Genomic DNA, 14,075 nt, shown 5'->3' on the forward strand with positions numbered 1-14,075 from the left:
TCGGAGACAATTTTGGATAAGATTTTTGTAGAAGAAGCGGTATCAGAACTACACACGCTTCAAGATGTGATTCGTTGGACTGTTAGTCGCTTTAACGCAGCGGGCCTTTTTTATGGTCACGGCACTGATAACGCGTGGGATGAGGCGGTACAACTTATTTTACCTACTCTTTATCTGCCGATTGATGTTCCTTCGCATGTGATGAACTCTCGTCTAACGAGCAGCGAACGTCTGCGTATTGTTGAGCGCGTAATCAAGCGTATCAATGATCGTACACCAACGGCTTACCTAACCAACAAAGCTTGGTTCTGTGGTCTAGAGTTCTTCGTTGATGAACGTGTTCTTGTGCCTCGTTCGCCAATTGGTGAGCTGATCGAAGCTCAATTCCAACCTTGGTTAACTGAAGAGCCAACGCGCATCATGGACCTTTGTACGGGTAGTGGCTGTATTGCTATTGCTTGTGCTCATGCATTCCCTGATGCTGAAGTAGACGCGATTGATATCTCTACTGACGCATTGCAAGTTGCTGAGCAGAACGTTCAAGATCACGGAATGGAGCAGCAAGTGTTCCCAATCCGTTCAGATCTTTTCCGTGATTTACCAAAAGAGAAATACAACCTGATCGTATCGAACCCACCTTACGTGGACGAAGAAGATATGAACAGCCTACCGGAAGAGTTTACTCATGAGCCGGAACTTGGCCTAGCAGCGGGTACTGATGGCCTTAAACTGGTTCGCCGTATTCTTTCTAACGCACCAGATTACCTAACTGATGATGGTATCTTGATCTGTGAAGTGGGTAACTCAATGGTTCACATGATGGACCAATATCCAGAAATTCCATTTACTTGGATTGAGTTCTCGAATGGCGGTCATGGCGTATTCATGATCACTCGCGAGCAGTTAGTGGCTTGCGCAGATGAGTTCTCTATCTACAAAGACTAAGTTTTTATAGACTAAGTTTGTACAGACTAAACTTTGTATCGAAAAAGCTTCTTTGATTAGATTCGGGTTACCTTCGTTATTAAAGAAACCCTATCTGTATTAATTTAAACGCCATGCAGCATTGCATGGCGTTTTTTATTGCCTAAATTTTGGATATCGTACTTAGCGTTGAGGATTCGTTTCATATTATTTAGTTGCTTAATGTGAATAACTATCACATATTGATGATCAATGTTTACTCGTTTTAGTGAGTTAAGGAGAATTCGCGATGAGCTTTGATACATGGATTTATTATTTATTAGCGGTGCTGGTTTTGACAGCTTCGCCCGGGCCAAGCTCTTTATTATGCATGACCAAAGGTGTGCAATCTGGCTTTAAATTATCGATATTTACCGCGCTGGGTAGCTTAACTGCGATTACTGGAATTCTAACGTTATCGTTTACTGGGCTGGGTGTGATTATCGCTTCGTCGGAAGTGGTCTTTAACGTCATTAAATGGACCGGTGCAGCCTATCTTATCTACCTCGGTTGGAAATCATTGCGATCTAACCAGCAAGATTATGACAAGTTATCAAATCAACAAGCCGATTCTAAATCTGTTAAAGAAAGTGCTGCGCAGCATTACCTCAGTGGCTTTATTGTTGGCGCGAGCAATCCCAAAGCTATCCTATTTTTTTCCGCACTTTTTCCGCAATTTATTGACCCATCGATCGCTCTGGTTCCACAGTTCACCGTGTTTGCTTTGACCTTTATTGTAATGGAATTGTCTTGGTTATTGGTTTACGCCTATTTAGGCGCGAAGTCGTCAAATTGGTTGTTTGCTAAAGGCCGAGCCAAGGTATTCAATCGTGTCACTGGAGGTGTCTTTATTGGGGCTGGCGCACTGCTTTCGACGACCAGTCGAGCATAGCTTTTGATTTATCAAATAGTTGAATAGTTACAGAAGTTTCTTGGTGTTGTAATAAAAGGTTAATATTAATGTGCTTGCTGATATCGGTATAAAGTCGATATATTGGTGTTACACCATCACGTTCTCGAGGAGAGACATATGCAGCATCAAGAAATGATTCAACACAGTAATTTTGGCGTTATCAGTCGCACTTGGATTTTCTCTACCCTTTCTCTAGTGGGTATTCTTGCTCTAATGTAGTCAGTTTTATGGCTCAATATTTTCAGTTTTTATTATGAATACACTTGTTAAAAAGTCTTCAAAGTCAGAACTCTTATTCTCGTAAATGTGGCTCTTCTCATCAGTCTAGCCACTTAGCTTTTCCTCTTCGCAAAACAGCTAATCAATCTTCTCTCATAAGCTCATCGCGTAACCTCATCTGAAGTTGTTATCAAACTGTGATAATCTTAAATCATCTTTTATCTACAGTGTGCCTCTCATGTCTGTCTGGGATTCTATTTCATTTAACAATCGATTTATCGCATTACCTCGACTGTTCTATACCCCAATTCAACCTACACCGCTCAGCAATGTCCAATGGCTCGCATGGAACCATAATCTTGCGAGTGAGCTCGACTTTCCGTCATTTGAAGATGCTTCTGAGGAATTGCTTGAGACGTTATCTGGCAATGTTGAACCTGAGCCATTCTCACCGGTAGCAATGAAATACGCAGGCCATCAGTTTGGCTCTTATAACCCTGATTTAGGTGATGGAAGAGGGCTGTTATTAGCGCAAATTGTCGCTAAAAATGGCGAAACGTTCGATTTACACCTGAAAGGTGCGGGTAAAACGCCATATTCACGTATGGGCGATGGCCGCGCAGTTATTCGCTCGACGGTTCGTGAGTATCTATGTAGCGAAGCAATGGCGGGGCTTAATATCCCCACCACACGTGCGCTGGCTATGATGACCAGTGACACGCCGGTTTACCGTGAGAAGCAAGAGTGGGGTGCATTATTGGTGCGCGCTGCTGAATCGCATATTCGTTTCGGTCACTTTGAACACCTGTTTTATACCAATCAGTTGGCAGAACATAAATTATTGGCCGACAAAGTCATCGAATGGCACTTCCCAGAATGCCTCGATGAAGAGAAACCCTACGCTGCCATGTTTAATGAGATTGTTGATCGTACTGCTGAAATGGTCGCATTGTGGCAAGCCAATGGGTTTGCTCACGGGGTGATGAACACAGATAACATGTCGATTATCGGGCAAACCTTCGATTATGGCCCATTCGCGTTCCTTGATGAATACGACCCAAGATTGATCTGTAATCACTCGGATTACCAAGGTCGTTATGCCTTTAATCAGCAACCAAGAATAGGGCTTTGGAATCTGTCGGCACTGGCGCACTCACTTTCGCCGCTGGTGGATAAAGCCGAACTTGAGGCTGCACTCGAACAATACGAGCCACAAATGAACGGTTATTTCAGTCAACTGATGCGTCGTAAATTGGGGCTACTTTCCAAACAAGAAGGTGATACTCGCTTGTTTGAATCTATGTTCGAGCTGATGTCGCAAAACAAAGTCGATTACCCAAGGTTCTTTAGAACGCTGTCGAACTTGGATACCTTGCCGCCACAGGAAGTGATTGATTTGATTATCGACCGCGAGGCAGCAAAGCTATGGATGGATAACTATTTACAGCGCTGCGAATTGGAAGACAGTTCAGTGGCAGAGCGCTGTGAAAAGATGAGACAGGTGAACCCGAAATACATCCTCAGAAATTACCTTGCTCAACTCGCCATAGATAAAGCGGAACGCGGTGATAGCAGCGATATTGAAGCACTAATGGTGGTTCTGGCTGACCCTTATGCAGAACACCCAGACTATGAACACCTTGCAGCTCTGCCTCCTGAGTGGGGCAAAGCCATGGAAATCAGCTGTTCCTCTTAACCTTCGATGATTCTTTGAATCGCTAAGTACAGGTAGAGGTCACTAAGATGTGATCTTTATCTGTTTGTTCGTCTAACTTTACAAACATGTCAATAATCAAATAATCGGCCAGCCTATACACTATGTGAATAAGTTGTAAATTTAATAGGTTTGGGCGATGCCAACAAATACTCGAATTCTCGTGGTGGATGATGATCAAGAAATCCGCGAGCTGCTGGAAGAGTACCTCACAAAATCGGGTTTCGATGTCTCTTCTGTTGGAGACGGTGTTGAATTAGAAACCCACCTGCAAAGCCAAGGTTATCCAGACCTGATTCTGCTCGATGTTATGCTCCCCGGTGACGATGGTTTTACCTTGTGTCAGCGAGTTCGAAAGCAATCTAATGTGCCAATCATCATGCTGACAGCGGTATCGGATGAAACCGATCAAATTATTGGTTTAGAAATTGGTGCCGATGATTACATTGCGAAGCCATTTAGTCCGCGCCAATTAATGGCTCGTATCAAAGCACTACTACGCCGTGTTCAAGTGGTGGATGACAAGCCAAGTGATGCACTGCCAAAGCAGATTATTTTTGGTGATTGGACGCTCGATACACTAGCGCATCGAATCTCCCACAATGAAAATTCAGAGGAAATGGATTTGTCGGGCAGTGACTTTTCTTTGTTAATGCTGTTCTTGACTCGTCCTAATGAAGTTCTCGACCGTGACACCATCTCTTTCGCCACCAGAGGCCGCGAAGCGCTGCCTTTTGAACGTGGTATTGATGTGCAGCTTAGTCGCCTGAGAAGTCGGTTGGGCGACAGTGGTAAATACCCTCACTACATCAAAACTATGCGCGGTAATGGCTACATTCTTGCTGTGCCGGTTCAGTATGAACACTAAGCATGACCTACTGTTAATGAAGTAATGCTAATAAAGTATTTCCAATGAAGTATTCCGGATGAAATATCTCGTATGAACTGGATGAGTTGGTTGAAACCAAATTCGTTAGTCGCAAGAACCTTATTGTTGACGCTGTTAGCCGTGGTGATAGCTCAAGGTATCGCAACGTCTATATGGTATAGCGAATCAAAACACAAAGAGCTGGAAGGGATTCGTTCTGCTTCGTCGAGCATGGCGAACATGTTTGCTTCAACGGTGACTTTTTTCCAATCTCTACCCGTCAAATATCGTCATATCGTGCTGGATCAAATCCGCAATATGGGGGGAACGCGTTTCTTCGTTTCTTTCAATAAAGAGGCTTTGATTGTCGAACCGATCCCTGATACCCGTTTAAAAACCGCCTCGATTGAAGCGATAGAAAGTGTTTTGAGTAGCAAACTCAATAAAGTGGCGTCAGTGCGGGTTGATTTTTCTCGTCCTGAACACCTTCGCTTGCTCAAAAATGACATATATTTAAGCGATCTCCCGCGATCTTGGGCACATCATACTTTAACGTTAGAGCCGCTGAATCCACCCATTCTGGTTGTACAAATCGAATTGACCAGTCACGAATGGGTATACATTGCGGCATTGTTGCCTGCTCCATATGTGAAACTCGACGATACGATTCTTGGCAGAGAGCAGGTGATCTTCTTAGTTTCTTCAACGCTTATTCTGCTGGTTCTAACTTACTTGATGATTCGTCGCCAAGTGCGTCCTCTGAAAAAGTTAGCAAGAGCAGCTAATGAGATGAGTATGGACATTCAGCAACCCCAACTGAAAGAAGAAGGGGCGACTGAACTGGTCACTGCAACCCGAGCCTTTAATCGCATGCAGCAACGGATTCGTCGCTATGTTGCCGACCGAGAGCACCTTTTTTCTGCGATCTCCCATGACTTAAAGACACCAATAACACGTCTAAGATTGCGTGCAGAGTTGTTGGAGAGTGAAGTAAAGAAAGACAAATTCAATAAAGATCTCGATGAGCTCGAGATGATGGTCAAAGGTGCTTTGCAAGCGGTAAGAGACACCGATCTACACGAGAATAATGCCATTATTGACCTCAATGAAATGGTGCTCTCTGTGATTGAATCTCATAACCAGTACCAAACAAAGGTAGAGTTCGAGCCGGTCGTCATTGAGCCATTGGTCGCGAAACCACTGGCGATTAAGCGTGTACTGACCAACTTAATCGACAACGCAGTTAAGTATGGTTCATCTGCCGTAGTGGAAGTTAGTGGTGATGAGCTTTGGGTGGTCGTGACTATTCAAGACCGTGGTAATGGCATTCCTGAAGACAAGTTAGAGTTGGTTTTTGAACCCTACTTTAGGCTTGCAACCGACGACCAAGGGCACGGTTTAGGGCTCGGGATCTGTCGAAACATTCTGCATGGACACGGCGGAGATCTCATTGTTCGCAACTCCTCTCATGGTGGCCTAGAAGCCAAAGTCTATATACCAAGAGGCTTAGAAGTATAATGTAACAATTGTGTTACATAAGTCTTACCTTTTGTTTCAATCCTAAAAATCAAAATAAGTAGACTCTTTATTGAACCGGACGTCGAGTCCGCTAAACATGGAAGATTATAATGAAAATCAATAAAACCCTACTTACTCTATCTCTTCTTGCTGCCTCAACATTTTCTCAAGCTGGTGAAGTGGAAGTGCTTCACTGGTGGACTGCCGGTGGCGAAGCGAAATCCGCTGCGGTACTGAAAGAGATGATTGAAGAACAAGGCCATACGTGGAAAGACTTTGCAGTGGCTGGTGGCGGCGGTGAAAGTGCGATGACCGTTTTAAAAACGCGAGCAGTATCAGGCAACCCACCATCTGCAGCGCAGATCAAAGGTCATGATATTCAGGAGTGGGGTGGTTTAGGTTTTCTAACGTCTCTCGATGCAACAGCGAAACAAGAACAGTGGGATGAACTACTACCAGAAGTAGTGACTAAAGTGATGAAGTGGGATGGCGAATATGTCGCAGTTCCTGTCAACGTTCACCGTGTTAACTGGCTTTGGGCTAACCCTGTTGTTTTAGAAAAGTCAGGCGTTACGGTTCCAACTACGTTAGATGAGTTCTTTGTTGCTGCAGACAAGATTAAAGCGGCTGGCTTCATTCCACTGGCTCATGGTGGTCAACCTTGGCAAGACGCGACGGTATTCGAAGCCGTGGCACTTGATGTACTAGGCAGTGAAGATTACAACAAAGCGTTCGTTGAGCTTGATATGGACGTGTTATCTGGCGACAAAATGGTGGAAGTGTTCACCAAGTTCAAAAAGATGCGTGACTACATCGACAGCAACTCTCCAGGTCGTGATTGGAACGTAGCAACTTCAATGGTTATCAATGGCGAAGCCGCGATGCAAATCATGGGTGACTGGGCTAAAGGTGAATTTACTGCGGCAGGCAAAGTACCGGGTAAAGACTACATCTGTGCACCAGCTCCAGGTACTGACGGCCAATTTACCTTCAATATCGATAGCTTTGCGTTTTTTGAGTTAAGCGACGAAGAGAACCAAAAAGCGCAACAAGACCTAGCGAAAACCATTCTTACCAAAGATTTCCAAGAAGTCTTCAACCTTAACAAAGGTTCAATCCCTGTACGTCTCGATATGGACATGTCTAAATTCGACCAATGTGCGTTGGATTCAATGGCAACCTTCAAAGCGAGTGCTGAATCTGGCGATCTTGTTCCGAGTATGGCTCACGGCCTAGCGACAACAAGCTACGCTCAAGGCGCTATCTATGACGTAGTGACCAACTTCTTCAATGATAAAGATGCCGATCCTAAACAAGCGGCAGCTAAGTTAGCTAAAGCAGTGAAAGCCGCTATCTAATCTAACTTGATAAGCAACGCACAACGCACGTGAGTGACGGGATGTGTTGCTTTATCGAACCCCCAGGGTGGGTAGGCTCGTAGGGAGTCTATCTGCTCTTCACTTCTAATTCTGATATGCGTGATGCTGATGTGGTGCCGAAAGGTAAGCCATTGGCTCGATTGTGCAACAAGGATAAGTTATGGAGCATGTTTTGACTGAGTCGACTCCAAAATCCACAAGGAGCCAGCCTGCGCCAAAACCAAGTTTTGCTGACAGGTTGCAACATTGGTTACCTAAAATAGTACTGGCGCCGACCGCGTTAGTGACCGTGGTGTGTATCTACGGCTATATATTTTGGACGGCAGCGCTGTCGTTCACCAACTCTCGATTTCTGCCGAGCTTTAACTTCGTTGGTTTAACCCAATATGAAAAGCTGATGGATAACGATCGCTGGATCACCTCAATCACCAACCTCGGTTTGTTTGGTTTTCTATTCATGGCGATTGCTATCTTGTTAGGTGTTGGTTTGGCCGTATTGCTTGACCAGAATATCCGCCAAGAAGGGGCGATTCGAACTATCTATCTTTACCCAATGGCGCTGTCATTCATCGTGACGGGTACCGCTTGGAAATGGATTCTTAATCCAGGTCTTGGCATTGAAAAGCTGATGCAAGACTGGGGATTTACTGACTTCAAATTTGATTGGCTAGTCGACTCTGAAATGTCGGTCTATACCTTGGTTATCGCGGCACTTTGGCAGTCTTCAGGGTTCGTGATGGCGATGTTCTTAGCGGGTCTTCGCGGTATCGATTCTTCAATCATCAAAGCGGCACAAATTGATGGGGCAAGCTTACCCACTATCTATCTCAAAATTATTTTACCTTGCTTGCGCCCTGTGGTTTTCAGTGCGGTGATCATTACGTCACACATTGCGATTAAGAGCTTCGACCTTGTGACCGCAATGACGGCAGGTGGTCCCGGTTATTCATCGGATCTTCCTGCGCTATTTATGTACGCACACTCCTTTACTCGTGGTCAAATCGGCCTTGGTGCTGCCAGTGCCATGATGATGCTTGCCGGTATCTTAGCGATTCTCGTGCCTTACCTTTACTCTGAACTTAGGGAGAAAAAGTCATGATGAATAACATCAACTTTGCTCGAATCTTTATTTATTCAGCACTGCTTTTCTTCTGCTTGGTGTATTTAATGCCACTGTTCGTAATGGCGCTGACGTCATTCAAAACTCTGCCTGACATCAAGGCGGGTAACTTAATGAGCTTGCCGAAAGAGTGGGTGTTCGATGCTTGGTATAAAGCGTGGGATACCGCCTGTACGGGCGTGAAATGTGAAGGCATCAAAGGCTACTTCTGGAACTCGTTCCAAATGGTGATTCCTGCGGTTGCGATTTCAACATTGTTGGGTGCATTCAATGGCTATGTCGTGACGAAATGGCAGTTCCGAGGATCGAACCTGTTCTTTAGCTTGTTGTTGTTTGGTTGCTTCATCCCATTCCAAGTGGTGCTTTTACCAATGGCAACCATGCTTGGCAAGATGGGCTTAGCGAACACAACCATCGGCTTGGTGATTGTGCACGTTATCTATGGCATGGCGTTTACGACGCTGTTTTTCCGTAACTTCTACATCTCGATTCCTGATGAATTGATCAAAGCGGCAAAGCTTGATGGTGCTGGCTTCTTTACCATTTTCTTCAAGATCTTATTACCGATCTCGACACCTATCATCATGGTGACAGTGATCTGGCAGTTCACCGCAATCTGGAATGATTTCTTGTTCGGAGTAGTCTATTCCGGTTCAGAAACTCAGCCGATCACCGTGGCATTAAACAACCTAGTCAACACCAGTACTGGCGTTAAAGAATATAACGTCGACATGGCTGCCGCGATCATCGCCGCGCTGCCAACGCTGTTGGTGTATGTCTTCGCAGGAAAATATTTTGTTCGTGGCCTAACGGCAGGATCAGTAAAAGGATAATTACCCATGGCAACATTAGATTTAAAACAGATCCGTAAAACCTATCGCAACGCGGACAACGAAACGTTAAAGGGCATCGACATCAGTATCGATTCGGGGGAATTTTTGATACTTGTCGGCCCTTCGGGGTGTGGGAAATCCACCCTAATGAACACCATCGCTGGGCTCGAGAATATTAGCTCGGGTGAGATTGTAATTGATGGTGTAGACGTGGCGCAGGTAGAACCTAAAGATCGCGATATTGCGATGGTATTCCAGTCGTACGCGCTTTACCCAAACATGACGGTACGCGGCAATATCGCTTTCGGTTTGAAGATCCGTAAGATGCCACAGCAAGAGATTGATGCAGAGGTAAACCGAGTAGCGGAAATGCTGCAAATCGAACAGTTGCTGGATCGTAAACCGTCGCAACTTTCTGGTGGTCAGCGTCAACGTGTCGCGATGGGGCGCGCCTTGGCTCGTCGTCCTAAGCTGTATCTGTTTGATGAGCCGCTTTCTAACTTGGATGCCAAGCTGCGTGTTGAAATGCGTCACCAGATTAAACGTCTGCATCAGAAGCTCAACACCACGATCGTTTATGTAACCCATGATCAGATCGAGGCTATGACTCTGGCGGATCGCATCGCAGTAATGAAAGACGGTGAACTGCAGCAGTTAGGCACACCACAAGAGATCTACACCAAGCCAAACAACATGTTCGTAGCGGGCTTTATGGGCTCACCATCAATGAACTTCATTAAAACCATGGTGGACTTGGATGATGAGCACAACCCGATCATCAAAGTGGTGGGTACTGCCGAACAAGAACATCACATCCGATTGCCACAGAGTATGCGTGACCAAGATGGCAAAGAGTTGGTGATAGGGCTACGTCCTGAGCATATTACTGAGCAGCCAAGTGATGATGTTTCTGCTTCAACAAAACTAGACTTACAGCTAGAGGTATTGGAACCGACAGGGCCAGATACTATCGCGATGGTCAAAGTTAACGACCAAGAAGTGGCGTGTCGTTTGTCGCCAGAGTTTGAAGTGTCGGTTGGGCAAATGGCACCGCTTCATTTTGACTTATCAAAGGCTGTATTCTTCGATGCTCAAACCGAAGCGAGAATCGAATTCTAACTTCTAACGTCTAGTTGCTGAGTTAGTTTAACAATCAAAGTTCATGTCTAAATCAAAGGCAGTATCACCAACTAGTAATAAGTAATGTGATGCTGCCTTTTCGTTGTCTATACTTGCTTTTTATCCCTTATAAAAACAGAGGGATAAACGATATATATGCTTCTACTGCAATAATATCTTGATTTAGTATCCCTTAGCTCTATAAAGCTGACGTAGAAACGCGTAGGATCACACTACTTTAGACCAAAAACTAGGTTGCACCTTGGTGCATAAACAGAAGAATACATGAAACTAACAGCAAAACCAGCGGCGAATAACGCTTTACTTATTTCTATTACGACACCGGATTTTAAAGGTGACGAAGCAAAAGAGTCTCTTGCCGAACTTGCTCGCTTAGTGTCAACCCTAGGGTTTAAAGTCGTCGGTACGCAATCGCAGCACCATAACTCATCTCAAAGACAGAATGTGTTGGGTGCAGGTAAGCTTGCCGAAATTGCACATCTAACTGGTTACCAAGGCTCTATTGAAGAAGCTGAAGATGAAGATTTTATTGATGAGTCGTTTGATTTTAGTTCTGAAATCGATGAGCTAGATTTTGATGATCTTCCAACGGGCAACTTCCAATACGGTGCCGCTGATGTTGTGGTATTTGACTGTGATTTAAGTCCATCTCAAATGCGTACTGTTGAGGCGAGTTTGGGTGTGGAAGTATTTGACCGTACTGGCATCATCATCGAAATCTTCAGCCGTCACGCTCGTACTCGTACTGCTCGTCTGCAAGTTGATATCGCTCGTCTAAACTATTTAGTTCCACGACTGCGTGAAACGGCTGAGGGTGATAAAGAGCGTCAAATGGGTCAGGGCGCAGGTGAAACTTCACTAGAGCTAGACCGTCGTAACGTACGTGACCAAATTGCTGCGCTTAAGCGTGAGCTAGTAAGCGTACAAGATGAAATGAAGACCAGACGCACAAGGCGCGCGGAGCTTTTCACTGTTGCTTTAGTTGGCTACACCAATGCCGGTAAGTCTTCGATGATGCGTGCAATGACCGCAACCGAAGTGGTGGGTGAAGATAAACTGTTCGCAACGCTAGATACTACGGTTCGTGCACTTCAGCCGATTACTCAGCCACGTATCTTGGTTTCAGACACGGTTGGTTTCATCAAGAAACTGCCACACGATCTGGTTGCTTCATTCCACTCAACGCTAGCAGAAGCGCATGATGCTTCACTGCTTTTGTATGTCGTTGATGCTTCTGACGTTTCGTTCCGAGCTCAGCTTGATGTCGTACACGACGTATTAGCACAAGTGGGCGTTGAAGGTAGCGAAAAACTATTAGTGCTGAATAAGTGCGATAGATTGACTGAAGAACAGCAATTAGAGCTGATCGAAGAATTCCCAGATGCAATGCTAACGTCGACTCGTGATCCGTTAGATATCACGAAACTGCACAAGTACATCGTTGGTGTTGCTGAAGAAGGCATGATCGAAGAAGAGATCACTATCCCTTATTCTGGACAAGGCATCATCGGTGAGATTCGCTCAAACATGAGTGTGGTTAAAGAAGAGTACGATTACGAACACATCAAATTAACGGTTCGTTCAAGCGCTATTGATTTAGCGCGACTGAAAAAGCGTATGCAAAACTCTTAATCGTCTATCAAATTTAGATAAGAACACCTAAAGAAAAAGCGACCTAAGTGGTCGCTTTTTTTATTCGTTGAGCCTAGCTAATTTAAGTTTAGCTAAGTCATGAGTCACTTAAGCCATTCTTTGAGTTGGCTTCCAGCGTGCGAGTTCAGGATCAAGCTTAATGCCCTGTGAGGTCAGCAAGTTAACGCGAGCCAAGTAGGCTGCGCCATGCATTAGGTGTTTTGCTAGATCAACGGCATTACGCTGTTGGTAATCGTCTAGATAGCTGTCTTTTGCCCATGCGTTGAATGCGCCAAGTGCAGGGCCTGCCCATACTTGGTAATCCATCTCACGACCTTGTTCACCTGTATTTGACCAACGGCTAGAAAGCCCTAAGTACCAACGGAAGATCAACGCCATTTTACGCTTCGGGTTGCCTTCAGCTCGTTCGATTTGTTTAGGGTCTCGCTCGTTAAAGTGAGCCACAGTTCCCGCCCAAATGTCATCCAGTGTTGAACGGAATACTTGCTTCTCTAACTTCAGGCGTTCTTCTGCTGGAATCGCTTCAATTGAATCGTAACGCGTGTATAGCTCGTATAGCTTGTTTGCACGCATTGGGAACAAGGTGCCGCGTTTAACCACTTGCAGTTTCACACCCATTTCGAACATGTCTGCCGCCGGGGCCATAGTCACGTCAGCCATTTCAGTTGTCGAAAGCAGCTTACGTGTGTGTTCGCTCGCGCCAGCCTCAACACACGCTTGGTTGATTGAACCAGTAACAATGTAAGCAGCACCCATGTTAAACGTCGCTAGAGCAGCGTCAGGCGTACCTACGCCACCACCACAACCGACACGTAGTGGAGTTTTGAATTGGTACTGTGCTTGGATTTGCTCTTTCAGGGCAAGAATCGTTGGCAGTAGGGTAACCAGTGGACGGTTATCGGTGTGACCACCAGAATCGGCTTCTGCAGTAATGTCATCAGCCATAGGAACCAGCTGTGCCAGTTCCATCTGTTCTGCTGTGATTCGGCCTTCATCAACCAAAGCTTGCAGCATTTTAACTGGAGCTGGTTGCATGAACTTACTTGCAACTTCAGTACGGCTTACCTTAGCAATAACTTTGTTGCCAATCTGAATCTCACCTTGTGCATCGCGGCTAAGGCCCGCGGCACGGTAGTGAACGATCTGCGGTGTTAAACCTAAGAAGGCTGAAGCCTCAACGGTTTTCACTTTGTGCTTCAAAAATAGTTCAACACTGCCGCGCTCTAGAGCGGGTTCGCTTGGGCTGTGAATCAGGTTAAACGCGTAAGGGCCGTTTGGCAGTGCTGCTTGAATACGGTTGATCGCTTGCTCAACGCGAGATGGGATTAAGCCCGCCGCGCCAAATGAACAAAGAATGCCAGCTTGGCCAAGCGCAATCACCAACTCTTCAGATGAAATGCCGTTTGCCATTGCGCCTGCGTAGTACGCGTATTTCACACCGTGGCAGCGGCGAAAATCTTCGTCGCCTAGGCTTTGTGTACCAAGAGCTGGAGCAAATGCGCTAACAGGTTGGTTGTTCGCTGAACTTGCTGAATCGCCCGATGTAATTTCCGCTTGTTGGCTAACACCTAACCCTTTTTCTGGGTGGTTCACGACGTAACAAGCAAGGCTTAAGTCTTTTAATATTGTCGACATTGCCGCGTTATCAAAGCGAGTTGTGCTCTCTTCGATCTGCCAAGGCCACGGAGATAGCTTTTCGTTATTGATAGTGGTTTGAGTTGTCATAATTATTTCTTTCCTAGATCCGTGTCAGGC

11 protein-coding genes are annotated in these 14,075 nt (G+C 45.5%); 10 read left to right on the top strand and 1 reads right to left on the bottom strand.

Annotated features, from left to right (window positions below):
* Window positions 1–12: 12 nt before the first annotated feature.
* The 10 genes from prmB (at window position 13) to hflX (ending at window position 12,299) form a co-directional block, all read left to right on the top strand.
* Complete coding sequence (gene prmB / locus AC3CIA_RS04435; protein WP_054548177.1) at window positions 13–945, top strand: 50S ribosomal protein L3 N(5)-glutamine methyltransferase; 933 nt, start codon at window positions 13–15, stop codon at window positions 943–945.
* 268 nt (window positions 946–1,213) lie between these two features.
* Entirely contained in the window at window positions 1,214–1,855 is a 642-nt protein-coding gene (locus AC3CIA_RS04440; protein ID WP_488518583.1) for a LysE family translocator, read from the top strand.
* Window positions 1,856–2,333: 478 nt separating this feature from the next.
* Entirely contained in the window at window positions 2,334–3,791 is a 1,458-nt protein-coding gene (locus tag AC3CIA_RS04445) for a protein adenylyltransferase SelO (RefSeq protein ID WP_488518584.1), read from the top strand.
* Window positions 3,792–3,948: 157 nt separating this feature from the next.
* The gene (locus tag AC3CIA_RS04450; RefSeq protein ID WP_017076788.1) at window positions 3,949–4,677 is read left to right on the top strand and encodes a response regulator; all 729 of its coding nucleotides are present in this window, start codon (window positions 3,949–3,951) and stop codon (window positions 4,675–4,677) included.
* Between the two features lie 72 nt (window positions 4,678–4,749).
* Window positions 4,750–6,195 carry an ATP-binding protein gene (locus tag AC3CIA_RS04455; RefSeq protein ID WP_488518585.1) on the top strand — a complete coding sequence of 482 codons (1,446 nt, stop codon included), beginning with the start codon at window positions 4,750–4,752 and terminating at the stop codon, window positions 6,193–6,195.
* A 110-nt stretch (window positions 6,196–6,305) separates the two neighbouring features.
* Window positions 6,306–7,553: an ABC transporter substrate-binding protein gene (locus AC3CIA_RS04460; protein ID WP_488518586.1), complete on the top strand. Its 1,248-nt coding sequence runs from the start codon at window positions 6,306–6,308 to the stop codon at window positions 7,551–7,553.
* A 181-nt stretch (window positions 7,554–7,734) separates the two neighbouring features.
* Window positions 7,735–8,673, top strand: a complete 939-nt coding sequence (locus AC3CIA_RS04465; RefSeq protein ID WP_488518587.1) for a carbohydrate ABC transporter permease — start codon at window positions 7,735–7,737, stop codon at window positions 8,671–8,673.
* Window positions 8,670–9,527: a carbohydrate ABC transporter permease gene (locus tag AC3CIA_RS04470; RefSeq protein ID WP_009848502.1), complete on the top strand. Its 858-nt coding sequence runs from the start codon at window positions 8,670–8,672 to the stop codon at window positions 9,525–9,527. Before AC3CIA_RS04465 ends, AC3CIA_RS04470 begins: the two co-directional genes overlap by 4 nt.
* A gap of 6 nt (window positions 9,528–9,533) precedes the next feature.
* Window positions 9,534–10,646, top strand: a complete 1,113-nt coding sequence (locus AC3CIA_RS04475) for an ABC transporter ATP-binding protein (protein ID WP_488518588.1) — start codon at window positions 9,534–9,536, stop codon at window positions 10,644–10,646.
* Between the two features lie 285 nt (window positions 10,647–10,931).
* Entirely contained in the window at window positions 10,932–12,299 is a 1,368-nt protein-coding gene (hflX, locus tag AC3CIA_RS04480; protein ID WP_017073597.1) for a GTPase HflX, read from the top strand.
* Window positions 12,300–12,407: 108 nt separating this feature from the next.
* Here hflX and pfaD read toward each other — a convergent pair whose 3' ends face one another.
* Window positions 12,408–14,045, bottom strand: coding sequence for an eicosapentaenoate synthase subunit PfaD (gene pfaD / locus AC3CIA_RS04485; RefSeq protein WP_428783667.1), 1,638 nt, complete (start codon window positions 14,043–14,045; stop codon window positions 12,408–12,410).
* Window positions 14,046–14,075: the final 30 nt, after the last annotated feature.

The organism is Vibrio sp. QJM3NY_27, assembly GCF_057785955.1.